Source organism: Pandoraea cepalis, from assembly GCF_902459665.1.
Taxonomy (GTDB): domain Bacteria; phylum Pseudomonadota; class Gammaproteobacteria; order Burkholderiales; family Burkholderiaceae; genus Pandoraea; species Pandoraea cepalis.
This window is the reverse complement of the sequence record NZ_CABPSL010000001.1, coordinates 286,212-308,931: the sequence shown is the minus strand read 5'-3', so window position 1 is coordinate 308,931 and position 22,720 is coordinate 286,212. Positions and strand designations below refer to the sequence as shown.

Here is a 22,720-nt window from a genome sequence, read left to right as displayed (position 1 = left end):
CCCTTCACCGCGAGGCCACCCCGATATGTTTCGCTGGATGTTCACGATCTTCATCGCGATCTGCATCCTCTCGGCGGCCTCGCCGTGGCTTACCAAGCTCGGCATCGGTCGATTGCCCGGGGATCTGCGCCTTCGCTGGCGCGGCCGCGAGATGGTGTTCCCGTTCGCCTCGACCGTCGTGCTCTCGCTCGTCTTCAATCTGCTGATTCGCCTGCTGTAGCCAGCGGCGGCGACGCAACACCTGTTGCAGCGCCCGTCAGCCCCACACGCGCCCCTCGGTTTCCCCCGGCGCCGCCAGCCCCCGCTCCGCGCGTCCACCCGCGGCCCCGATTCGCGGCCGATCGCCGGCCCGACGCATGTCCGCGCGCGTCGCCGTCACAGCGGCGCGCCGGACGGCAGCCATCGCTAGGGTTAACTACGATTTGATCATTTGTTGCAAAAAAATTACCATGCAACAAATGATTCAATCATGAATCAAAGTGAGGCCATTTCAGGAGCAGGACATGATCAAGATGCGATTGACCGGAATGATGTTGGGCATAGCGATGGGTGTCGCCACGGGAGCGGCGCAGGCGCAGCCCGCTTCGGCGACGCTGCAGAAGATCGAGAGCAGCGGCGTGATCTCGATTGGGCATCGCGAGTCGTCGATTCCGTTTTCGTACTACGACAACAATCACAACGTCATCGGTTATTCGCAGGACCTGTGCAACAAGGTCGTCGATGCGGTCAAGACGCGCCTGAAGAAACCTGACCTGCAAGTGCGCTTCATCCCCGTCACTTCGCAAAACCGCATCGCCCTCGTGCAGAACGGCACCGTCGATATCGAGTGCGGCGTGACGACGAACCTGAAGGCGCGTCAGGCGCAGGTCGATTTCTCGAACACCTTCTTCGTCGCGGGCACGCGGTTGCTCGTGAACAAGCACTCGGGCATCAAGGACTTCCCGGATCTGGCGGGCAAGCCGGTCGTGACCAATGCGGGCACGACGTCGGAGCGCATCCTGAACAGGATGAACAACGAGAAGAAGATGAACATGAGCGTGATCTCGGGCAAGGACTATGGGGAATCCTTCACCATGCTCCAGGGCGGTCGCGTGCAGGCGTTCATGATGGACGACGTGCTGCTCGCAGGCGCGCGCACGATGGGCCGCAACCCCGACGACTGGGTCGTCACGGGCACACCGCAATCGTTCGAGGCCTACGGTTTCATGACGAGACACGGCGATACCGAGTTCAAGAAACTCGTCGACGACACGCTCGCCGGCGTGATGAAGAGCGGCGAGATCAACGCGATGTACAAGAAGTGGTTCGAATCGCCGGTGCCGCCGAAGCAGATCAACTTCAACTTCGCGATGAGCGAACAGCTCAAGCAGCTCTACGCGAACCCGAACGACAAGGCGTTCGAGTAAGCGACCTTCGTAGGTCGCGGGCATGCGCAGACGCGAACGTCTCGCATGCCCCCAGCGACTCAGTTCCCCTCGCCCCCGAGCCCCGCCGCCTCGACCGCATCGATTCTTGCGGCCTGCACGGCGTCGCGAATCTTCACAGGATTGTCGGCATACCGTCGCGCCACCGCGCCCGCATCGATGCTGCGCGCCGCGCCAAGCGCCGCCATCAACCGATCGCGTTGCGGATAGGGTGCCGTGGCGAAATCCCCGCCGCGCCCACGCGCATCGGCTTCGCAGGCCTGAAGTATCTCCACGAACCGGTCGGGCTTGCGCAGGGCGTCGCACCGCTCAAGCAGACGCACGAGCGCCGCCGCGCCAAACTTCGGACTTGCGTGGATGTTGCCATGCTCGCGTGCCACGACCTGCGCCAGCTCACGGCAATCGACCGGCACGCGCAAACGCGCGCACAACGGCTTGAGCAAGTCGACACTGCGCCCCTCATGGCCGATGTGACGCGGCAACACGTCGTCAGGCGTGGTGCCTTTGCCGAGATCGTGCGTGAGGGCGGCGAAGCGTACCGGCAGCGAATAGCCCTGCGTCGCGGCGTAGTCGAGCACCATCATCACATGCACGCCGGTGTCCACTTCGGGATGGAAGTCGGCGCGCTGCGGCACCCCCCATAGCCGGGCCACCTCGGGCAGAACGCGATCGATCGCGCCACACGCGCGCAAGACGTCGAACATGCGCGACGGCCGATGCTCCATCAGCCCGCGTGAAACTTCCTGCCAGACGCGCTCGGCCACCAGCGCATCGACCTCGCCGTTGGCCGTCATCTCGCGCATGAGCATGAGCGTCTCGTCGGCCACCGAAAAATCCGTGAAGCGCGCGGCAAAACGGGCGCACCGAAGAATCCGCACGGGATCTTCCGCGAAGGCCTCGCCGACATGGCGAAACAGCCTCGCTTCCAGATCGCGCCGGCCGCCATAGGGATCGACCAGTTGATCCGACAGACTGCCGTCGGGCATGACCTCGCGCGCCATCGCATTGATGGTGAAATCGCGTCGCACGAGGTCTTCTTCGAGAGTGACTTCGGGGGCGAAGTAGAACGAAAATCCGTGATAGCCCCGCGCCGTCTTGCGCTCGGTGCGGGCGAGCGCATACTCGGCCTGCGTCGTGGGATGGAGAAACACGGGGAAGTCCCGGCCGACCGGTTTGAAGCCCTGCCGCACCATCTCCTCGGGCGTCGCACCCACCACCACGTAGTCCCGGTCCTTGACCGGCAAACCCAGCATGGCGTCGCGAATCGCGCCGCCAACCGCGTAAATCTTCATGGACGCGCTTCGTAGTAAGCCACACGCTGCGTCTCGCCGCGTCCCGCAGCCACCCACGCCTGCACGGCCGCCAATTCGCGAATGCGATCGGCATACGCCTGCGCGCGCGCCGACAACGCCGGCTCGAACGTTGCGAAACGCATCACCACAGGGGCGTAGAACGCATCGGCAATGGTGAAGTCGCCAAACAGGAACGGGCCGTCGTAGCGCGCGAGGCAATCCTCCCAGATCGCTTCGATACGACGGACATCAGCAAGCACTTCATCCGTCGCGGCTGCCCCCGGCCAATGCACGCCGACGTTCATCCACATATGCGTGCGCAGGGCGGTGAATCCGCTGTGCATTTCGGCACAAACGCTGCGCGCATGGGCTCGCGCTTCACGCGACTTCGGCCATAGCGGCAGATGCGGATAGCTCTCGGCCAGGTACTCGCAGATGGCCAACGAGTCCCAGACGGTAATGCCGTTGTCGATCAGGCACGGGACTTTACCGGTGGGCGAATAGCGCAGAATCTGTTCACGCGAGTCGGGCTGCGCGAGCCAGACCTTGCATTCTTCGAAGGCGATGCCGAAGTGCTTGAGCACGACCCACGGACGCATCGACCACGACGAGTACCTCTTGTTGGCAATGATCAGTTGCATGAAGACGTTCCTTGCGCGCATGACGCATCGGGGAGTGACGCGCCGGATTGAAAAGAGTGAGGTGTCAGCGCCCCGCGTAACGCCGGTAGTCAGACAGACGACGCTCCTCGCTATCGCCGTCGAGATAATCGACGGCAATCTCGAGCCCATTCGGCACAAGCCCGAGTTCGGGCGCCAGCGGGCCGCTCATGACGTTATCGACACGCATCGAATCGAGGTTGTCGCGCGTGATGATCGGCTCGCCCGGTAGCCGCTCGAAAAAGGCGGCCTGCAGGCGCGCGGCGCCCTCGGGCAATCGCAGGATCGGCCGCTCGCAGCCGCACGCGGCGCCCGCAAAGCGAACGAGCGCTTCAAGCGTGTAGACCTCCGGTCCGGCCAGTTCGTACGTCTTGCCAAGCGTGGCGTCGTTGTCGATCGCACTCGCGAAGGCCTGCGCCACATCCATCACGTAAATGGGCTGAAAGCGCGCCGTGGCGCACGCGAGCGGCACAACGGGCAAACGCCGCTGCAGCGCCGCAAAGGTATTCAGAAAGTGGTCGCCCGGACCGAACACCACCGACGGACGAAAGATCGTGACGGGAATGCCCGTCGCTCGAATTGCGACTTCGCCGTCGCCCTTCGAGCGCTGGTACATGCTCGGGCCATTCGAATCGGCGCCCAGGGCGCTCATGTGGATGAGCCGCGCGATGCCCCGGTCGCTGCACGCTTGCGCGATCTTGCGCGGCAGCTCGACGTGTGCGCGCGCGAACGCGCGGCCATAGGGCGTGCCACGGTCGCTGTGCAGAATGCCCACGAGATTGATGACCGCGTCGCTGCCCGCGATCACGCGCTCCAGCGCGCGCGGATCGTGCACGTCGCATTCGACGAGTTCCACACCCGGCAGCACGCCGAGCGCCTTGGCGGCGTCGACGCGCCGCGTTGGCAGGCGCACGGCGTATCCCATCGACACCAGCCGGGCCACCAGATGGCTACCGACGAAGCCGGTGCCACCCACGACACAAACGTTATGGCGCATGCGTCACCTCCGCGACATGACGGTGGGTTCGCGGCTCCGACCGCTGCCGGGTCACTGGGGCAGAATGATGCCGAGCCGCTCCTTGAGCGATTGCGGACGACCCGTGATCAGGGCCGAGTAGTACGTGGTGTTCGACAACACGTTCTCGACATAGGTGCGCGTCTCGTTGAACGGGATCGTCTCGGCGAAGATGGCCCCCTCGACCGGACGATCCAGCGTGGAGCGCCACGTGCGCGGACGTCCCGGGCCGGCGTTGTAACCGGCCGACGCCAGCACCGCCGAGCCGTCGAACTTGTTGTAGATATCCGCCAGATAGCTCGTGCCCAGACGGATATTCGTGTCGATGTCGTGCATCATGCCCGGCTGGTAGTCCATGCCGATCTGCCGCGCGACCATCTTCGCGGTGGCCGGCATGATCTGCATCAGACCGCCTGCCCCGACCGACGAGCGGGCATTGATGATGAAGCGCGACTCCTGCCGGATCAGACCGTAGGCCCACGCTTCGTCAAGATCGACCGCCGCGGCCAGCGGCTCCACCTTGTCGCGGAACGGCATCAGGTAGCGCAGCGTGAAGTCGTGCTCGACCTTCGTGCGATCGGCCGTGTTGACCGTGCGGTCGAACAGTTCGATCTGGTTGGCGTACTGTGCGGCGGCGAGCAACTGGCGGTCGGTCATGTTGCGCAGTTCCCAATTCCACTCGCGATTGCCTTCGAAACGCAAACCGAGATCGTAGAACTTCGCGGCGCGCCGGAAGCCGGCGTTCGCCTGGTTCGCATCGACCTCGGCCTGGGTGACGGTCGTGCGCGGTGGCAGCGACGTCTTGTTGCCCAGTTCCTCGTTCGCCAGTTGTCCGTAGAAGTTGGGCTGCATGGCGATCTTCTGGAATTGCGCGCGCGCGGCATCGCCCTTCCCGGCTTCGCGCAGCGCACGGCCGTACCAGTAAGTCCAGACACCGTCGTCGCGCAACGCCGCCGGCATCGCTTCAATGCCGGTGCGCACGAGATTCCAGTCGCCCGCGCGCAGCGCCGCACGAATCTTCCACTCCTGCGCCGTCGCCGAGAGCTTGGCGTTTCCGGCCTGACGGTACCAGGTAATCGCCATCGGATTCTGCGACAACGCCCCGCGCATGCCGATGCTGCCCCAGCCGATGGCGCGCTCGTCCGGCGACAGACTGCCCGCGACGCTGGAGAAACTGCTCGCCGCCAGCATGGCGTCGCTGCGGGCCATGCGCACGACGGCGAGCAGCGTGAGCTGGCGCGACGCTTCCGAGCCGTCCACCCCACGCGCGAGAATCTGCGCCGGACGCGTGGCGGCCATGTCGAGCAGGCTGTCGTCCGGGCGCGTGGCGCCCAGCGCATCGGCGATCTGCTTGCCGAGCGAGGTGTAGTTTTCCTCGTAAGCCAGGCGAATCTGGTGCCAGACCTCCTTGCGCGGCAACTGGCCGCTTGCGGCCAGCGTATTGATCATGTCGACGCAACCCTCGCCGTAGTACTTCGGCGTGGTCAGCAGGTCGGTAGCGGCCTGCGTGACATTTTCGCCACGCGCGGCACGCGACATCAGCGCGTAGCATTTGACCTGTGTGTCGTCGTCGAGCACGAACTTCGGATATTCGGCGTCGAACGTCTGCCAGTCGTGGCGCTTGCCCAGCACCAGCAACCAGTCGTTGCGCAGACGGTCGGCGATCGCCTGACCGTCATACGTGCGCAAGAAGGCACGAATATCATCGTCGGGAGCATCGATGAGCGCCTTGCCCGAGCGGTCGAACATGCGCGGCTTGATCTGGAAGTACTGGACGTAAGACGGCACGTCGTAGCCGGAGAGCATGGCCGCGAGCGCCGTGGCGCGCGGCGCGTCGTTGGCGCGGGCCGCTTCGCGCAGTTGCACGAAGATGTCGTCGGGCGAGCGCTGCGAGAGCAGGTCGGCAGATGCCGTTGAACGGCTTGCCGCCGAATGCGCCTTGGCGCGACCGGTTGCCTGGGTCGTGCTGCAGGCAACGAGCGTGGCAGCGGTCAGGGCCAGCGCAACGGCGCGATATACTCGGGTCAAACGATCTGACATCTTCGGGGGAGCGTCGGGTAAAAAGTGAATCCAAGCATAGCACGGGACCCCGCCCAACCGGCGGCCCAAACGTCCGGAAATGGGACCGAATCGGTCGCCGGAAAGGCACGTTTGCGCAAGGCCTTGCTCGACACGCGCACCACGCTCGCCGGACGCGCCGCACGCGACGCCGCACTCGCCGCCCGGCTGGCCGACGAGCTGACGCGTCGCGCGCCGCGCTGTGTCGGCTTCTACTGGCCGATTCAGGGCGAATTCGACGCCCGCGAAGTCATCTCGGCATGGCTCACGCAGGCGTCGCCCAAGGGGTTGCGCCTGGCGGCACTGCCGGTCGTGACCGCCCCGGCCGCGCCGCTCGTCTTTCACCGCTGGACCCCGGATACCCGCATGACGGAAGGCCGCTACCGCATCCCCGTCCCGCTCGAGGCCGACGTGCTCGTGCCCGACCTGCTGTTGATTCCCTGCGTGGGCTTTACGCGCGACGGCCTGCGACTCGGCTACGGCGGGGGTTTCTACGACCGCACCCTGCATTCGATGTCCCCGGCCCCGCAAACGCTCGGCATCGCTTACGACGCACTCGAAATCGACGGTCTCACGGCCGAAGCCCACGATCTGGCGCTCGACGTCATCGTGACCGAATCGACCACCTTCGCGCGCGCCGACGACAACCGTCGCGAATCCGGGACCCCCTCGCCATGACAACGCTCAAGATCCTGCCGCTCGGCGACAGCGCGCTCGTGTGCGAAGCGGGCACCTCGCCCACGCTCGCGTCCCAACGCCGCGTCTGGCACGCGGCGGCCCTCGCGAAGGATTGGCCTCACGTGCGCGACGTCGTGCCCGGCATGAACAACCTCACGCTGGTGTTCGACCCGTTGGACACCGATATCGACGTGCTGAGCGAGCGTCTGCGTGACGCCTGGCAGGCGCAGCCCGTCGCCGGAGAAGTCGGACGCGACATCGAGATCCCCGTGCATTACGGCGGCAAGCACGGCCCAGACCTTGCCGACGTGGCGAAGCACGCACGTCTGCAACCGAAGACGGTCGTGCAACGTCATACCGCACCGGAATACATCGTCTACTTCCTGGGTTTCCAGCCGGGCTTCGCTTATCTGGGCGGGCTCGATGAGTCGATTGCCACGCCACGCCGGGCCGAGCCTCGCCTGTCGGTACCGGCGGGGTCGGTCGGCATCGGCGGCAACCAGACCGGCATCTATCCGCTCGCCTCCCCCGGCGGCTGGCAAATCATCGGCCACACGTCCAGCGCGCTGTTCGACCCCACCGCGACACCGCCCGCCTTGCTGGCGCCGGGCGACCGTGTGCGCTTCACCATCGCGAGTCTCGACCTGTGATCGATATCCTGCGTGCCGGCCTGCTCACCACGGTCCAGGATCTGGGCCGCGCCCGTCTGCGTGAATTCGGCATTGCCAGCGGCGGCGCCGTCGATGCGCTGGCCTGCACCGTCGCCAACCGTCTTGCGGGCAACGACCCCAACGCCGCCACGCTGGAAATCACGATGGGGGCGTGCGTGCTGCGCTTTGCGAGCGCGACCCTCGTGGCGCTGGCCGGTGCCGATTGCCATGCCGATCTCGACGGCATCCCCGTGTGGTCATGGTGGCGCTTCCCCGTCGCGCGTGGTCAGACATTGACGTTGCGCCCGGCACGCTTCGGCATGCGCACTTATCTGGCCGTGGCGGGCGGCGTCGATGTCCCCGAGACACTCGGCTCGCGCAGCACCGATCTGGCGGCCGGCTTCGGCGGCTTCGAGGGCCGTGCCCTGCGCGACGGCGACCGCATCGCCATCGGGCAACCCAGCGCCGCCGCGCGCAAGGCCGCGCCGTTGGGGGTACGTCCGCCGGTGTGGTTGTCCGATCCGCTTGCGCACCGCGTGCGGGTGCTGCCCGGTCCGGAATACGACGACTTCATGGCCGCCTCGCACAAGGGCTTCTGGGAGAATCCCTGGCACGTCACGCCCAACAGCAACCGCATGGGCTACCGGCTGTCGGGCCCGGAGCCGCTCGCGCGCAAGAAGAATCGCAGCCACGATCTGCTCTCGCACGGTGTGGTGCCGGGGGTGATTCAGGTGCCGCCGTCGGGGCAGCCGATCATTCTGATGGCCGACGCCCAGACCACCGGCGGCTACCCGAAGATCGGCGTCGTGATCAGCGCCGATCTGTGGCGGCTCGGACAGGCGCGGCTCGGCAGCACATTGTATTTTTCGGAATGCAGCGCGGCCGAGGCGCGCGAAGCGCTGCACGAACAGCGGCGCTATCTGGCCCAGATCGAGCGCGCGCTCGCGTGGCACGATCACGGCATTCTGACGACATCGCGGCGGCCGGCCATCTCGCGCAAGGCCTGACGCCACGCCCGCGCATCGTCGTCCCCCGCAGGAGAATCCCGGATGAAAATCGATCTTAACGTCGACCTCGGAGAAGGTTGCAACTACGACGAAGCACTCCTCGCCCAGGTCAGCTCGGCCAATGTGGCGTGTGGCTGGCACGCGGGCGACGCGGGCACGATGCAGCAGGTAGTGCGCTGGGCGGTGGCGTGCGGCGTAGCCATCGGCGCGCACCCGAGCTTTCCCGACCGCGAAAATTTCGGCCGCACGGAAATGCAGCTTCCGCTCGACGACATCCGCGCGGGCATGCTGTATCAGATCGGCGCCCTCGCCGCGATCGTGCGCGCCCAAGGCGGCTGGCTCTCGCACGTCAAGCCGCACGGTGCGCTCTACAATCAGGCGGCGCGCGACCCGGCACTGGCCGAGACGATCGTCGAAGCCATTCGCGCGTTCGACACCGACCTGGCGATTTTCGGGCTGGCGGGCGGCGAGTTGGTGAAGGCGGCGCGGGCTGCCGGCATGCAGGCCGTCGATGAAGTCTTCGCCGACCGGGGCTATAACCCGGACGGCTCGCTGGTCAAACGTGGCACGCCCGGCGCGTTGATCGAGCGCGAGGAAGATGCGCTCGCCCAAACGCTGATGATGGTGCGCGAGCAACGCGTGCGCGCCATCGACGGCACGCTCGTGCCGATTCGGGCGCAAACCGTCTGTCTGCACGGTGACGGCGAACACGCACTCGATTTCGCACGGCGCATTCGCGGCTTCCTGCTCGACGAGGGCATCGACGTCGCGCCGGTTCATCTGACCTGACTTCGCCGCCATCCCAAGTCAAAAACGCCGTCCGAGGGCAGTTCATTCCCCCGGACGGCGTTTTCATTTCGCTGCCGGCAAGCATCGGCACCTGCGCGGCACAGCGTTATCGCCAATTGCGTCGATTTTGCTGATCGCCGCTTGATCGCCGTTATTGGCCGAGCGTCGGCATGACGAGCGACGACGCGGCATTCGCCGGGCGTCCCTCCGACCAGCGACGCGTGACCACCTTCGAGCGCGTGTAGAAGCGCACCGACTCGGGTCCGTAGATATGCTGGTCGCCGAACAGCGAATTGCGCCATCCGCCGAACGAGAAGTACGACACCGGCACCGGAATTGGCACGTTCACGCCGACCATGCCGACTTCGATCTCGTCTTCGAAGCGCCGCGCGGCACCGCCCGACGTCGTGAACACCGCCGTGCCGTTGGCGTACGGATTACGGTTGATGAGCGCGATCGCTTCTTCCAGCGTCTTCACACGCACCACGGCCAGCACTGGCCCGAAAATCTCGTGGCGATAAATCGACATCTCCGGCGTCACGTTGTCGAACAGGCACGGGCCGATGAAGAAGCCGTCGTCGCGCTGCGCGACCTTGAGGCCACGGCCGTCCACCACGAGCTTTGCACCTTCGCCGACACCGGCGTCGACATAGCCGCGCACCTTATCGCAATGCGCGCGGGTAATCAGCGGCCCCATCTGCGCGACGGGGTCGGCCCCGTCGCCGACCGGCAGCGACGTCGCGGCTTGCGCCAGACGCGCCACCAACGCATCCGCCACGTCGCCGACGGCCACGGCCACCGAGATCGCCATACAACGCTCCCCCGCCGAACCGTATGCGGCGCCGATCAGCGCATCGACGGTGAAATCGAGGTCGGCGTCCGGCATCACCACGCCATGGTTCTTCGCGCCGCCGAGCGCCTGCACGCGCTTGCCGTGCGCCGACGCCGTGCTGTAGATGTATTGGGCGATCGGCGTCGAGCCGACGAACGACACGGCGTTCACGTCCGGATGCGTGAGCAGCGCATCGACCGCCGCCTTGTCGCCATTCACGACGTTGAGAACACCGTCGGGCAGCCCGGCGTCCTTGGCCAGGCGCGCGAGCAACAGCGCCGCCGAGGGCACCTTCTCCGACGGCTTGAGCACGAAGGTGTTGCCGCAGGCCACGGCCATCGGGAACATCCACAGCGGCACCATCGCGGGGAAGTTGAACGGCGTGATGCCCGCGCAGACGCCGACCGGCTGGTGAATCGAATACGTGTCCACGCCCGTGCCCACCTGTGGCGCGATCTCGCCCTTGAGCAACTGCGGGATGCCCATGGCGAATTCGACCACTTCGATACCGCGCGTGACTTCGCCGCGGGCGTCGTCGAGCGTCTTGCCATGTTCCTGCGTGATCAGTTGCACGAGTGCTTCGCGATGCGTTTCGAGCAGCTCGCGGTACTTCATCATCACGCGGGCGCGCTTCATCGGCGGCGTGGCACGCCAGCCGGGCAAGGCGGCGCGTGCGGCCGCCACGGCGCCCGCGACATCCGTCGCGCCGCCCAGGGCTACCTGGCGGATAACTTCGCCGGTGGCCGGGTTCGTCACTTCGCCGAAGCGGCGATCGGCTTCTCCAGACGCGACGCTTGCGCCGCCAATCCAATGCTCGATACGTTCGGTGCTCACTCGTTGATTCATGTCGATGTCCGTGAAAACGCTGTCGGTGGGCGAGCGGCCGCCCGAGGCGGGCGTTCGCCCTGACTGTCTGATGGATGGCGGGGCGTCGCGCGGCGGCCGCCCAGCCTTGCTGTGGATGTCGCTTACGCCGTCTCGCGAATGGCTTCCGACACGATGCCGAACAACTCGTCGATCTGCGCTTCGCTGATGATCAGCGGCGGCGAGAACGCCAGGATGTCGCCCGTGTAACGCACCAGTGCGCCCTTCTCGAAGCACTTGACGAAGATTTCATGCGCGCGTGCGCCCGGCTTGCCGTCGCGGTTGGACAGCTCGATGCCGCCGACCATCCCGAGGTTCCGGATGTCGATGACGTTCGGCAGATCGCGCAGACCGTGAATGACCTTCTCGAAATGCGGCGCAAGCGTTGCGGCGCGTTCGAACAGGCCTTCACTCTTGTACAGATCGAGCGCGGCGCACGCCGCGGCGGCGGCCAGCGGATGACCCGAGTAGGTATAGCCGTGGAAGAACTCGATCGCGCCCGAGTTACCGGCGTCGACGATGGTGTCGTGCACGCCCGTCTTCACCGCGACGGCGCCCATCGGAACGGCGGCATTGTTCACGCCCTTGGCCATCGTCATGATGTCCGGCGTCACGCCGAAATACTGGGCGGCGAACGGCTTGCCCAGGCGGCCAAGTCCGGTGATGACTTCGTCGAAGATCAGCAGAATGCCGTGCTTGTCGCAGATCTCGCGCAGCTTTTGCAGATAGCCGTGAGGCGGCACCAGCACCCCGGTCGAACCGGCGAGCGGCTCGACGATCACGGCGGCGATGGTCGACGCGTCGTGCAGCGTCACCAAACGTTCGAGTTCGTCGGCCAGATGGGCGCCCCAGGCCGGCTGCCCCTTCGTGAAGGCCGCCTCCTTGATGTTGAGCGTGTGCGGCAGATGGTCGACCGCCGGCAGCAGTTGCCCCGAATAGGCCTTGCGGTTCGGCGAGATGCCGCCGACCGAAATCCCGCCGAAGCCCACACCGTGATAACCGCGCTCGCGACCGATGAGCCGTGTGCGCTGGCCTTCGCCGCGCGCACGATGGTAGGCCAGGGCGATCTTCAGGGCGGTGTCGACCGACTCCGAGCCCGAGTTCGTGAAGAAAATGCGATCGAGCCCCTGCGGCGTGATCGCGGCGATCTTGCTCGCGGCCTCGAACGCCTTCGGGTGTCCCATCTGGAACGTCGGTGCAAAGTCCATCTCACCGGCCTGCTGGCGGATCGCCTCGACAATCTCGGTGCGACAGTGGCCGGCGTTCACACACCACAGACCGGCGGTGCCGTCGAGAATCTTGCGATTGTCCGACGACGTGTAATACATGCCCTCGGCCTTCACCAACAGGCGCGGCGAGCTTTTGAACTGACGGTTGTTGGTGAACGGCATCCAGAACGCCGTCATGTCGAGATTCAGGTCTTTCATGTTCATCGCGGGGTCTCCCCAGAGCTTGGCTCGATCAGAATGTCCCGCGCTCGGCACGACGGCGCGCCACGGGTGGATGGGATCGATCCTACGAGAGACGAACCGATACAGACATGTACAGTTACTCGTAAAATGTATATTCTGTATTGGTCAATCGCCTCAACTGTATTGGCAACAGCCGATGCCCCGATACCATGGTCCAACCGCTTGCCTTTTCCCTGAACCGCGCCCAACCGGAGGCGCTCGTCGATCAGATCGTGCGGGAGGTCGAGCGAGCGTTACAGCGTCAGACGCTGCACGGCGGCATGCGCATGCCGTCGATCCGGTCACTGGCCAAGGCGCACGGCATCAGCACGTTCACGGTGGTCGAGGCGTATGACCGGCTCGTCGCGCGCGGCACGCTCGTGGCCCGGCGCGGCGCGGGCTTCTTTGTCGCGGGGGCGGCCGACGCGCGAGACGCGGGGCCGACCAGCCCCGGCGGGGCGCTGGCGGTGAGCACCACGGCCAGCGAAGTCACCAATGCGTGGCTGCTTTCCGAGATCTTCGCGGACGACGCGATCGCGGTGAAGAGCGGCTGCGGATGGTTGCCTGACAGCTGGCTCGACGAAGACGGGCTGCATGGCGCGCTACGTTCGCTCTCGAAGGGGCCGGGCGCGCATTTCGCGCATTACGGACATCCGCGGGGATATGGGCCGTTGCGTCAGTGGCTGGCGCGGCGCCTCGGCGAATTGTCCATCGACGCGCCGCCCGAGCACATCGTGCTCACGCATGGCGCGACGCAGGCGCTCGATCTGGTGGTGCGCACGCTGCTCAAGCCGGGCGATACGGTATTGGTCGAGGCACCGGCGTACTGCAATCTGCTGGCGGTGTTGCGTCTGGCGGGCCTCAACGTCGTGGGCATTCCACGCACGGAGGCCGGTCTGGATCTCGCCGCGTTGGAGCAGGCGGCGCAGACGCACCGTCCGCGCGCGCTGTTCGTGAATCCGGCGTTGCAGAATCCGTTGGGCACCTCGCTCACCCCGGCGGCGGCGCATCGCATCTTGCAGTGTGCCGAGCAGCATGGTTTCTGGATCGTTGAAGACGACATCTATCGGGAACTGGCGCCGGCGGGCACACCGTCACTGGCGGCGATGGATGGCCTGTCGCGCGTGATCTACGTGTCGAGCTTTTCGAAGACAATTTCGCCGTCCGTGCGCGTGGGCTATCTGGCGTGTTCGCGCGATCTCGCGCATGAGATCGCGCGCAGCAAGATGGTGGCGGGCCTCACGTCCTCGGAAATCAACGAGCGCATCGTGCATGCGATTCTCACCGAGGGACGTCACCGAAAGCATATCGAAAGACTGTCGGATCGGCTGACACGTTCGCGCGCGCGTCTCATCACGCAGTTGCAGTCGCACGGGGTGACGCTGCTCGCGCAGCCGGAAGGCGGGATGTTCGTGTGCGGCAGCTTGCCGGAGACGGCACAACCGGCTCGCGAACTGGCCGAAGCGGCGCTGTCTGAGAGCATCATGTTGGCACCGGGCGAGTTCTTCCTGGCGCACAACGAGCCCTGCCGCTGGTTCCGCTTCAACGTCGCCTATTCGGACGACGCACGCCTGTTCCGCTTTCTCGATCGGGCAGCGACGGGGAAGTTGGCGGCTTGACGCCATGTGTCGGCCGATGCGATCTGCTTGGCGAGACCGCCGACATGCCGTCGACATCCAACCGACCAAGGTTCGCCAGCAACATCAGCTTCGCCGTTACTTGGCAGACTTGGCAGCGCTCTCGACGAAGGCGGCAGTGTACGTCTTCGACAAGTCGATGTCGGCCGCTTTCACCGCTGGCATAATCGCGGACAACACCTTCAGCACAGCTTGCGGTCCGCCCGCAGGCATACGCCCGTCGCTCGTGAACATAGGCAAAAATGACTTCATGGCAGCGACATACAGTGTCCTTTTGCCGTTGTAGTAATTACGCGGCAACAGATCGACGATTTGCTCGGCACTGTGAGCATGCAGGTATCGCAGTGCGCCGACAATCGCTTTGACCAGCCGTCCCGTCTCGTCCCGATGTGCATCGACCCAAGCCGTGGGCATGTAAATACATGCCGCAGGATAGATGTCGCCGAGGGCATCACGCGTGCCCGCTTCGGTGCGCAGATCCACCAGCACCTTGGCCTCGCCCGTCGATAGCAGTTCAACCGCGGTGGGATCGGTCGTCATACCGGCGACGATCAGATGTTGTCGCATGGCAGAAATGAAAGTCTTGCCGGCATCGACCGGCACCAGACGATAATCATCTCTATCAAGACCCACTTTGCTTGCCAGATATTGGGTCAGGAAATCGGTCGACGAACCGAGCCCGGTCACGCCTAGCGACTTTCCCTGAAAGTCGATCAGCGAGCCAATCGTTTCCTGTTGGGTGGTTGAAACCAGCTCTACCTCGCCAGGCACGTTGGAGAACTGCACCACGGATTCGACTTCGGCCCCCTTGCTTTGCAGATCGATGGTGTGGTCGTAGAAACCCGCCACGCCCTGCACCGAGCCGGCAATCATCTCGTTCTCGGCATTGACCCCGGCCGGCTCCGTGACGACGGCGACATCCAGCCCCTGCTTTGCGAAGTAGCCAAGCCGCGTCGCCAACAACACGGGCAAATAGATGATCTTGTCCTCGCCGCCGACCATGATCGTGATCTTCTCTGCGGCGTGGACGACGCTCGCGAGCGAACAGAATCCGGCCATCATGACCGTCGTGACGGCAATACGCCTCAAAGTGCTCATGCTTGTTCCCGTGTACGCTGTATAAAGTCAGGCGGCATTGCTGCGAGGCATGCCGTCTATATCCAGAGGCGCGCTACGTTACGTTTGCCGGCAATCGGACAACGGCATTGAGTCCGACGCCGCCCGGCCGGCTCGACAACTCGACGACACCGCCGCAAGCCTTTGCCGCCTCGTTGACAATGGCGAGGCCGAGCCCGAACCCATTGTTGTCGGAAACGTTACCGCGGCTGAAGCGCTCGAAGACATGCGGCTTGAGTGCGTCCGATATGCCCGGCCCCGTGTCGTCCACCTGCAGAATGGCGTCCGCACCCGCAAGCCCTGCATGGACGGTCACATTGCCTCCGCGCGGCGTATAGCGCACCGCGTTATCCACCAGATTGAAAAGTAGCGCGTGGACCAGCGCTGGATAAGACTTCACGCAAACGTCTGTACTGCTCGAACTCAAGCCGAGATCGATACCCCTGTCATCCGCCAGCAGCGACAGGTCAACCAGTACCTGCTGCGTCAATTCGAGCAGATTCACGTTCTGACGCGGCAGATGGGTGCCGCGAGCGGCTTCCGCGTGAGAGAGGCTCAGCAACTGGTTGATGAGATCCTTGAGACGCCGGGTGCATGCACGCACGGCGCGAAGGGTTTCCTTCAACTCGGGATCGACGGCAAGGTGGGTGGCGTAGTCGAGTTGGGTGCTGACAAGCGCGACCGGCGTGCGCAGCTGGTGCGCCGCGTCTGCGACAAACCTTTTCTGTATGTTGACCTGTGCGGTCAGACGCGTTGCGTATTGATTGATCGTCTCGACGATGGGTTGCAGCTCGCCTTGCAACTGCACTGTTTCCAGCGGCGTCAGATCGTCCGTTTCGCGCGCTTCCAAATCTCTGCGAAGCAACAAAAGCGGCCTCAGTTCGAGCGTCAATCCGACGATCATGAGCGCCAGCGCCACCGCGAGCAGCACCGACTCCTGGATAAGGACAGGCCGCCATAGCGTGGCGATCAGTCGATGGAAGGCGTTGTGGCTCTCGGCTACGCTCACCGACACGGATGTCGTGTGTCCGTTCCGGTACACGCGGCGCATCAGCGTCACCATGCGCAGGTCATTGCCGCGGTACTGAATATCGCTATAAGAAGGGGCGCCATTATCCGGCGCAGCGCCTTGGGGCAGATCCGGCCAGCCGGCGAGCAGTTCGCCGGGGGTTGCGCGCACCTGGAAATAGACGCGATCCTGCGCCCGTGAAGCGAACATCCGGAGTGCTGCCGGCGGTGTTTCTGCGCTCAATCGTTCGTCCTGCCAGCGCACCTGCCCGGCCATCACCTCGGCGGACGCCAGCAGCCGGCGGTCCTGAACCAGGCGCGCGGTGCTGCGCGCATTCTCCAACGACAGCCCCGCCATCAACGCCAATACCAGTGTCATGGGCACCAGAACCCACAGCAACAGGCGAACGCGCAACTGGTTCATGTCGTTGCGCCGGCATCGCGCAACAAGTAGCCCAAGCCGCGCAGGGTGAGGATACGTGCCTGGGAGCCCGCAAGCTTGCGGCGCAGACGGTGCACGTAGGTCTCGATGGCGTTTTCGCTCGCCTCGCTGCCAAGATCGAATACCTTGACCATCAACTGCGCCTTCGTGACCGTCTTGCCCTGGCGCAGCATCAGCGTTTCAAGCACATCGTGCTCGCGCAGCGTCAGCTCGAGCGGCAGGCCCGCTGCCCGGAACTCGTGGGTATCCAGATCGAACTGCAAATCGGCGCATTGCACGATCGATTGGCTGCTACGCCCCCGCCTCCGAATCAGCGCCTTGATGCGCGCAACGAGTTCCCTCAGTTCGAACGGCTTGTCCACATAGTCATCCGCACCGTGATCCAGACAGTCGACCTTGGCGTCAACCGAGGCGTTGGCCGTCACGACCAGCACCGGCATATCGTTGCGCCGCCGACGGATGTTGCGCAACACGCTGCGCCCATCCATGCCCGGCAGACGAAGGTCGAGCAACAACAAATCGTACTGCGACTGCTCGATGTGATGAATCGCTGTCGAGCCGTCATGCACGCACTCGACAGTAAAGCGCTCTGCCTGCAATGCCTTGCTGAGCCAGAGCGCAAATTCCAGGTTGTCTTCTACAAGTAGTAGTTTCATCGAGCTATTAAACAGTCCACGCAGAAACTGTGTCGGCAATCCGCCTCCGGTTGCGCAAAACAAGCGACAGGACAGCGGCGGGTCGCACGTAGCGGGACGAAACGTCGCCTGCAGAGATCACGAATCTCGCAAAGGACGGTGATCGATGATCCCGGGTTTCTCGACTCAGGGATATTCGACTGGCCAAGCGACGTCGGACTTCAAGTCGTCTTGGCGAAGCCGCGGCTTGGGCGCGTTTCACCCGAGTGCCGCACTTGCGCCGAATGTTCGTCTCGCACCGTTTCCTCGCGGTCGCTCACGCTGCGCCGATCAGGAGGTATCCGCGCAAGCGCAGACAGCTCCTGTCAGACGTCATTTTTTGCGGAAAGGGGCATTTGGCAGCAAATTACGTGCCCCTTCCGATTCAGGCAATCGGTTATTTCCCTCCCTTGGCTTCGCTCGCCAGCAGCGTATTGGCTTTGATCGCGAAGTCATTTGTGTACGTCGCGTCGAGATTGATCGGCTTAGCGATCTTGCCGGCCAGCTTTTCCACGGCGAGGACGGTTTCGGGGCCGCCCTTCGGCATCAGGCCATCCGGCAGAAACTGGCCCTTGTCCTGCTCGAGCGCTTTGATGTATTCCTCCTTGCTCGACAGCTGATTGCTGACGAAATCCTTTGGCAGATGATCTGCGATCTCCGCGGCGCTATGCGTATGGATCCAGTGCATGGTGGCGACCATCGCGTTGACAACGGCCTGCGTTTCAACCGGGTGTGCCTGTACCCACTCGCCTCGCGCAAGCACGCTGGCCGTCGGCCAGTAGCCGCCCAGCCACTTGTTGACGCCCGGGCCGGTGGCAAGATCGATCGCGGAGTAGCCGAGACGCATTTTCTCGACGGCGTTGACGGTCGGTTGAGTCGTCATTCCGCAGACAATTCGGTTGTGCTTGAGCGCACCGATCAGGGTCGGCCCCGCACCAACGCCTACGCGGGTGAAGTCTTTTGACGTCAGGTGGTAGCGGGCGGCAAGGTAGAGCGTCAGGTCGTCGGTTCCCGACCCGACGTCGGTCACGCCCACCACCTTGCCTTTCCAGTCGGCCGGCGTCTTGACGCCTGAGTCAGTCGCACACATTTCTCGTTCGCCCGGCGCGCCGCTGAGCTGGACGATGCCGATCACGTTCTTGCCATGCTGCTGGAAATCGATGGTATGCAGGTACCAGGCCCCCGCCATCTCGACCTGCCCGGACACCACGGCCTCTTCCGCGCCAACACCGCCGGCCGTTTCCGTGCTCAACTGCATGTCAACGCCGTACTTCTTGAAGAAGCCGAGATTCTGCGCGAGTTGGTACGGCAGATAGATCTGCTTGTCGATCCCGCCGATCATCATGCTCACTTTGGGTAGCGTGGCCGCCATGGCGTGACCGCTGATCAGGCCCACGGCGCACAGCACGCCCGCCAAAAGCTTTACTGCGTGTGATTTCTGTTTCATGACTCTCATCTCCTTGGATATTCGGGATTGCGCGAGGCGATCCCTGGTCGGTGGTTTCCACTCGTGTTGCATAAGTTGGGCGGGGTCAAACACCCGGCATGTTGCTATCGGCGCCCGTTGGGGGCTGCCAGGAAAGCAGTCGCTTTTCCAGCATGGCCATCAACACTTCCGCGCTGAGCGCGACGACACCGATGATCAGCATCGCGCCGAAGACACCATTGGCGTCGAACGTGTTCTGGGCCGTCGCGATCACCAGGCCCAGGCCTTGCTGCGCGCCCAGAAATTCACCGACGATGGCCCCGATGATCGAGAAACCCAAGGCGACGTGCAGGCTCGCGATAATCCACGTCATCGCGGACGGGAAGACGACGTTCGCGATGACATCGAAGCGCGATCCGCCCAGAATGCGCACGTTGGCGATCAGGTTGCGATCCACGCTGCGCACGCCCTGGAACGCGTTGAAGAACACGACAAAGAACACGAGGACGGCGGCCAGCACCACCTTCGACGGCATGCCGAGCCCCAGCCACATGACGAGCACCGAGCCCAGCACGATCCGCGGCAGCGCGTTGACGATCTTGATGAATGGGCCGACCACGTCTGCCAGATACGGGATCTCGCCCAACAGCACGCCGAACAGGATGCCGGACGTCACGCCTGCAATAAAGCCGAGGAGCGACTCTTCGATCGTGACCCAGATCTGCAGCCAAATTGAGCCGTAAGCTGTCCCGCTGCGCGCCCATTCAATGAGTCGAGCGACGATCCCGCTCGGCGATCCGAAGAAGAATGGGTCGATGACTCCCCAGGATGCAAACAGCTGCCAGCCGCCGACCAACAGTACGAACAGGGTTGCGCGCCCCAACCAAACCAGGTTCTTGCGGCGCTGTGCCTTGCGTCGCGCGGCGGCCGCCACCGTCACCGAATCGCTTCCTGCCAACGCGCCGTTAAGCTTTGCACTTGAGTTCGAGCTGGTCATGCCGAGGCCCCCCTGACCTTCGCTGCGGAGGTCGTTCGGGAATAGGCTTGCTCGACTTCCTCGCGCAGCGAATCCCAGATTTGTTGATAAAGATCGAGAAACCGCGGATGGAAGCGGATCTCCTGCACTTCGCCGCGCGGCCTCGGCAGGTCGATGTCGAACACCGCCTTGACGGTGGCAGGCCCGGCGGTCATCACCACGACGCGATCGGCGAGGGCGATCGCCTCTTCAAGGTCGTGCGTCACGAACAGGACCGACGGTCGGGTGCGCTCCCACAGCGTCAGCAATTCGTTGGACATGATGGCCCGCGTTTGCACATCGAGCGCAGAGAACGGCTCATCCATGAGAAGCATGGAGGGTTTGTTGATGAGTGCGGCGGCAAGGCTGACGCGCTTGCGCATGCCCCCGGACAGCTGATACGGGAAGTAGTCTTCGAAGCCCGACAGACCGACGATCCGCAGCCACTCACGCGCCTCGTCCATCGCGGCCGCTTTCGGAACGCCACGAAACGACGGCCCGAGCGCCACATTCTTCAGGATCGACTTCCAGGGAAGGAGTGCGTCGTTCTGGAAGACGAAGCCGGCACCGCCGGAAATTCCGTCGACGGCCTGGCCAGATACCTTGACAACGCCAGCGCTGGGTCGATACAACCCTGCGGCCAGCGTCAAGGTTGTGGACTTGCCGCATCCGGTCGGCCCCACCACCGCGCAGAACATGCCCGGCTCGATGACGAGGCTGACATCGCGCAACACCGTCTTTTCCGTCCCGTCTCGCGTGGGAAAACGCTTCGTCACCCCGGAGAACTGAATACCTCCTTGCCCTGCTGAATTCTCTACCATCGCAAAACCTTATGTCGTGTACCCATCGACATCCGACCAAGTGGTGGACGCCGATGAGTGAATTGCAAAAATCTCACGCTGCCCACATCGAGCTCTCTTCGAACCCGTATCGGGCTACTCCTTCAGTGACCCATTGCCGAAAGGCAAGAACAGGCTTGAAAATTTAGAATCACTGAAATTTTCTAACACGTCGATCACGCATCTAAATAGGACTCCTATTTTTATATGCTTGCAAAGCACTCGAATGACAGATTCCGTGCATCATTCAGATTTTTTGGCTACGGGAATCGCACCTAGCAAGCGCTGTCGGAGAAACGCATTGACGTCGATTCTTCCGTCCGGCTCGCCAACGTTCGATCAGAAATGCCAGATGCCGCCGGCCTCGATACGTTTTGCCGTGGCGGCAGACAGTCCCGTCGAGTTCTGAAACGTCTTTTGCCCCCACATCACCTCGATGCCCACGTCGACGGTGCGGAATGGTCGATAAATCAGGTTGAGGTGAACGGTCTTGGTAGTGACGGCGTTCTGCGGATCGGCGGGCAGGAACGATGCCAATCGCTGGTGGTTGTATCCGAATCCAATGTTCGAACGCAGTTTGTCGGTCCACCAATGCTGGAAGAACAGGCCTCCCCCAAGCTCGGGCTGAATCTGGACATCCGTGGCCCCTGTGGGGTTGGCGGCCGTTCCGTTGTTGATCGCGAGCACGGAAGCCGTGTTGGCACCGAAATCGTCCGGAATGTATCGGCCCAATGCGCCGTACCAGACCTGGCCGCCGAAATTGTCACGACCATATCCGCCGCCCGCCTTGGGCAGATTGAATGTCGCGCCCATCAGCATCGCGCCCGCAAGCTTTGTCGTGCGCGATCCATTCTGGTCGGTGAAGCCGAGCTCACGGGCAATCCCTGAAACCTGAAAGTGGCCCCAGGCGGCTTCGCGCTCGTACTTCACGCTCAGATCCGGGAACGGGTTCGATTTCGTCACGGCCTCGATGTTGCCACGCGTATCCTGGTAGCCGGTCTGCGGGTTTTCCAGTGCGAACGACACGGCACTGCCTTTGCCGAGCGGCAGCGTGTAACGGACTTGCGGCGTGCGCGCGGCCGGGAGGCCTGCCTGTCCGGCGTTGTCGAATGTCTCCACCGCGTCCGGGTCGTCGATGAAGTTCGAATTCGCCATACCGACGAGGAACCCGCCGATCGTGCCGTAAGCGGTGACCACGCGGGCACCCCAGCTATTGTTCTGCAATGCCTGGTTGTTGTCGCCGCCCGAGACGAAGCCGTAGAAGTCGAGTCCGAAATTGGTGGTGATGTTGCCGTACGGGCTTGGCGTGCTGCTCCCCACGACCAGTCGTGAAACCTTGTCCTGGAAATGGAACGTGCGCGCCGATTGCGCTCGCGCGTTGCTGCCGGCAGGATCCAGATTGCCTATCGCAAACTTTGGCCCGAGATTTTCGGTGGGATCGTAAATGCCCTGAAAATTGATGAAGCCGCCAATACTGAGCGAGGTGTCGGTGCCCGGGACGATGAATGACCCAGGCATGGCCCCGCGACGGATGTACTGGTCCGAAATGCTCATCTGCTCGGCCTTCGTCGGCGGCAGACTCTCGGTCGGCGCTTGCGCGACGGTCGCCGCGACGGGATTCTTGGCTGTCTGGCTCTGCGCCATTTTCAACTGATCGAGCCGTACCGACAGATCGTGAATCTCTGCCTGAAGCTTGCTCATGTCATCGGCATGTGCTGCCGGCATCGCGCCGAGACCTGCAATTGCGCAGCACAGGACTTTCGCCGACAACGACTTGTCCAATTTCGAACGACGTTCTCGCCTCTTAGGTAACTTCGCCCACCGTTTCATCCGCTGTCTCCCGC

Annotated in this window: 20 protein-coding genes; 7 read left to right on the top strand and 13 right to left on the bottom strand. The window is 63.8% G+C overall.

Translation table 11 applies throughout. The features are described from left to right. Window positions 1-25 precede the first annotated feature (25 nt). Both PCE31106_RS01380 and PCE31106_RS01375 read left to right on the top strand, forming a co-directional pair. Window positions 26-220, top strand: coding sequence for a DUF2905 domain-containing protein (locus tag PCE31106_RS01380; RefSeq protein ID WP_017235747.1), 195 nt, complete (start codon window positions 26-28; stop codon window positions 218-220). A 292-nt stretch (window positions 221-512) separates the two neighbouring features. Further along, window positions 513-1,406 carry a glutamate/aspartate ABC transporter substrate-binding protein gene (locus tag PCE31106_RS01375; protein WP_174974941.1) on the top strand — a complete coding sequence of 298 codons (894 nt, stop codon included), beginning with the start codon at window positions 513-515 and terminating at the stop codon, window positions 1,404-1,406. A 59-nt stretch (window positions 1,407-1,465) separates the two neighbouring features. Here PCE31106_RS01375 and PCE31106_RS01370 read toward each other — a convergent pair whose 3' ends face one another. The 4 genes from PCE31106_RS01370 to PCE31106_RS01355 form a co-directional block, all read right to left on the bottom strand. Further along, window positions 1,466-2,716, bottom strand: a complete 1,251-nt coding sequence (locus tag PCE31106_RS01370; RefSeq protein WP_150562135.1) for a multifunctional CCA addition/repair protein — start codon at window positions 2,714-2,716, stop codon at window positions 1,466-1,468. Next, the gene (locus PCE31106_RS01365; protein ID WP_150562134.1) at window positions 2,713-3,357 is read right to left on the bottom strand and encodes a glutathione S-transferase family protein; all 645 of its coding nucleotides are present in this window, start codon (window positions 3,355-3,357) and stop codon (window positions 2,713-2,715) included. Before PCE31106_RS01365 ends, PCE31106_RS01370 begins: the two co-directional genes overlap by 4 nt. Window positions 3,358-3,421: 64 nt before the next feature. Next, window positions 3,422-4,372: a complex I NDUFA9 subunit family protein gene (locus PCE31106_RS01360; protein WP_150562133.1), complete on the bottom strand. Its 951-nt coding sequence runs from the start codon at window positions 4,370-4,372 to the stop codon at window positions 3,422-3,424. A gap of 51 nt (window positions 4,373-4,423) precedes the next feature. Then, window positions 4,424-6,430 carry a lytic transglycosylase domain-containing protein gene (locus tag PCE31106_RS01355; RefSeq protein ID WP_150562132.1) on the bottom strand — a complete coding sequence of 669 codons (2,007 nt, stop codon included), beginning with the start codon at window positions 6,428-6,430 and terminating at the stop codon, window positions 4,424-4,426. 111 nt (window positions 6,431-6,541) lie between these two features. Here PCE31106_RS01355 and PCE31106_RS01350 point away from each other — a divergent pair, with 111 nt between their 5' ends. From PCE31106_RS01350 to pxpA, 4 genes are read left to right on the top strand one after another with little or no spacing between them, the layout of a single operon-like run. Next, a complete protein-coding gene (locus tag PCE31106_RS01350; RefSeq protein WP_150562131.1) occupies window positions 6,542-7,126 on the top strand; it encodes a 5-formyltetrahydrofolate cyclo-ligase in 585 nt (194 codons plus the stop codon). Continuing rightward, complete coding sequence (gene pxpB, locus PCE31106_RS01345; protein ID WP_150562130.1) at window positions 7,123-7,776, top strand: 5-oxoprolinase subunit PxpB; 654 nt, start codon at window positions 7,123-7,125, stop codon at window positions 7,774-7,776. The genes PCE31106_RS01350 and pxpB overlap by 4 nt, the downstream gene beginning before the upstream one ends. Then, entirely contained in the window at window positions 7,773-8,783 is a 1,011-nt protein-coding gene (locus tag PCE31106_RS01340) for a 5-oxoprolinase subunit C family protein (protein WP_150562129.1), read from the top strand. The genes pxpB and PCE31106_RS01340 overlap by 4 nt, the downstream gene beginning before the upstream one ends. A 42-nt stretch (window positions 8,784-8,825) precedes the next feature. Continuing rightward, a complete protein-coding gene (pxpA, locus tag PCE31106_RS01335) occupies window positions 8,826-9,572 on the top strand; it encodes a 5-oxoprolinase subunit PxpA (protein ID WP_150562128.1) in 747 nt (248 codons plus the stop codon). Window positions 9,573-9,723: 151 nt separating this feature from the next. On the opposite strand, the gene PCE31106_RS01330 is transcribed toward pxpA, so the two are convergent. Together PCE31106_RS01330 and aptA are read right to left on the bottom strand one after the other, a co-directional pair. Further along, window positions 9,724-11,250: a CoA-acylating methylmalonate-semialdehyde dehydrogenase gene (locus tag PCE31106_RS01330; protein WP_017234039.1), complete on the bottom strand. Its 1,527-nt coding sequence runs from the start codon at window positions 11,248-11,250 to the stop codon at window positions 9,724-9,726. Between the two features lie 122 nt (window positions 11,251-11,372). Beyond that, window positions 11,373-12,701 (bottom strand): omega-aminotransferase AptA, encoded by a 1,329-nt coding sequence (aptA, locus tag PCE31106_RS01325; protein WP_017234038.1) that lies wholly within the window; start codon window positions 12,699-12,701, stop codon window positions 11,373-11,375. 188 nt (window positions 12,702-12,889) lie between these two features. Between aptA and PCE31106_RS01320 the strand changes: the two genes are divergently transcribed. Next, the gene (locus PCE31106_RS01320; RefSeq protein ID WP_150562127.1) at window positions 12,890-14,338 is read left to right on the top strand and encodes an aminotransferase-like domain-containing protein; all 1,449 of its coding nucleotides are present in this window, start codon (window positions 12,890-12,892) and stop codon (window positions 14,336-14,338) included. Between the two features lie 96 nt (window positions 14,339-14,434). On the opposite strand, the gene PCE31106_RS01315 is transcribed toward PCE31106_RS01320, so the two are convergent. The 7 genes from PCE31106_RS01315 to PCE31106_RS01285 form a co-directional block, all read right to left on the bottom strand. Further along, the gene (locus PCE31106_RS01315) at window positions 14,435-15,454 is read right to left on the bottom strand and encodes an ABC transporter substrate-binding protein (RefSeq protein ID WP_150562126.1); all 1,020 of its coding nucleotides are present in this window, start codon (window positions 15,452-15,454) and stop codon (window positions 14,435-14,437) included. A gap of 73 nt (window positions 15,455-15,527) precedes the next feature. Then, on the bottom strand, window positions 15,528-16,904 hold the full coding sequence (locus tag PCE31106_RS01310) for a sensor histidine kinase (protein WP_150562125.1): 1,377 nt from the start codon (window positions 16,902-16,904) through the stop codon (window positions 15,528-15,530). Next, window positions 16,901-17,578, bottom strand: coding sequence for a response regulator (locus tag PCE31106_RS01305; protein WP_130024602.1), 678 nt, complete (start codon window positions 17,576-17,578; stop codon window positions 16,901-16,903). Before PCE31106_RS01305 ends, PCE31106_RS01310 begins: the two co-directional genes overlap by 4 nt. 415 nt (window positions 17,579-17,993) lie before the next feature. Beyond that, complete coding sequence (locus tag PCE31106_RS01300) at window positions 17,994-19,004, bottom strand: ABC transporter substrate-binding protein (protein WP_254440901.1); 1,011 nt, start codon at window positions 19,002-19,004, stop codon at window positions 17,994-17,996. A 124-nt stretch (window positions 19,005-19,128) separates the two neighbouring features. After that, on the bottom strand, window positions 19,129-19,962 hold the full coding sequence (locus PCE31106_RS01295) for an ABC transporter permease (protein WP_254440876.1): 834 nt from the start codon (window positions 19,960-19,962) through the stop codon (window positions 19,129-19,131). 53 nt (window positions 19,963-20,015) lie between these two features. Beyond that, complete coding sequence (locus tag PCE31106_RS01290; protein WP_150562123.1) at window positions 20,016-20,858, bottom strand: ABC transporter ATP-binding protein; 843 nt, start codon at window positions 20,856-20,858, stop codon at window positions 20,016-20,018. A 357-nt stretch (window positions 20,859-21,215) separates the two neighbouring features. Continuing rightward, entirely contained in the window at window positions 21,216-22,577 is a 1,362-nt protein-coding gene (locus PCE31106_RS01285) for a DcaP family trimeric outer membrane transporter (RefSeq protein ID WP_254440875.1), read from the bottom strand. Between the last annotated feature and the right edge of the window lie 143 nt (window positions 22,578-22,720).

Coding starts and splice junctions, on each gene's coding strand:
- pxpB (WP_150562130.1), top strand. CDS start 7,123: ATGACAACGCTCAAGATCCTGCCGCTCGGCGACAGCGCGCTCGTGTGC.
- PCE31106_RS01375 (WP_174974941.1), top strand. CDS start 513: ATGCGATTGACCGGAATGATGTTGGGCATAGCGATGGGTGTCGCCACG.
- PCE31106_RS01310 (WP_150562125.1), bottom strand. CDS start 16,904: ATGAACCAGTTGCGCGTTCGCCTGTTGCTGTGGGTTCTGGTGCCCATG.
- PCE31106_RS01305 (WP_130024602.1), bottom strand. CDS start 17,578: ATGAAACTACTACTTGTAGAAGACAACCTGGAATTTGCGCTCTGGCTC.
- aptA (WP_017234038.1), bottom strand. CDS start 12,701: ATGAACATGAAAGACCTGAATCTCGACATGACGGCGTTCTGGATGCCG.
- PCE31106_RS01380 (WP_017235747.1), top strand. CDS start 26: ATGTTTCGCTGGATGTTCACGATCTTCATCGCGATCTGCATCCTCTCG.
- PCE31106_RS01315 (WP_150562126.1), bottom strand. CDS start 15,454: ATGAGCACTTTGAGGCGTATTGCCGTCACGACGGTCATGATGGCCGGA.
- PCE31106_RS01290 (WP_150562123.1), bottom strand. CDS start 20,858: ATGGTAGAGAATTCAGCAGGGCAAGGAGGTATTCAGTTCTCCGGGGTG.
- PCE31106_RS01355 (WP_150562132.1), bottom strand. CDS start 6,430: ATGTCAGATCGTTTGACCCGAGTATATCGCGCCGTTGCGCTGGCCCTG.
- pxpA (WP_150562128.1), top strand. CDS start 8,826: ATGAAAATCGATCTTAACGTCGACCTCGGAGAAGGTTGCAACTACGAC.
- PCE31106_RS01360 (WP_150562133.1), bottom strand. CDS start 4,372: ATGCGCCATAACGTTTGTGTCGTGGGTGGCACCGGCTTCGTCGGTAGC.
- PCE31106_RS01320 (WP_150562127.1), top strand. CDS start 12,890: ATGGTCCAACCGCTTGCCTTTTCCCTGAACCGCGCCCAACCGGAGGCG.
- PCE31106_RS01285 (WP_254440875.1), bottom strand. CDS start 22,577: ATGAGCAAGCTTCAGGCAGAGATTCACGATCTGTCGGTACGGCTCGAT.
- PCE31106_RS01330 (WP_017234039.1), bottom strand. CDS start 11,250: ATGAATCAACGAGTGAGCACCGAACGTATCGAGCATTGGATTGGCGGC.
- PCE31106_RS01370 (WP_150562135.1), bottom strand. CDS start 2,716: ATGAAGATTTACGCGGTTGGCGGCGCGATTCGCGACGCCATGCTGGGT.
- PCE31106_RS01365 (WP_150562134.1), bottom strand. CDS start 3,357: ATGCAACTGATCATTGCCAACAAGAGGTACTCGTCGTGGTCGATGCGT.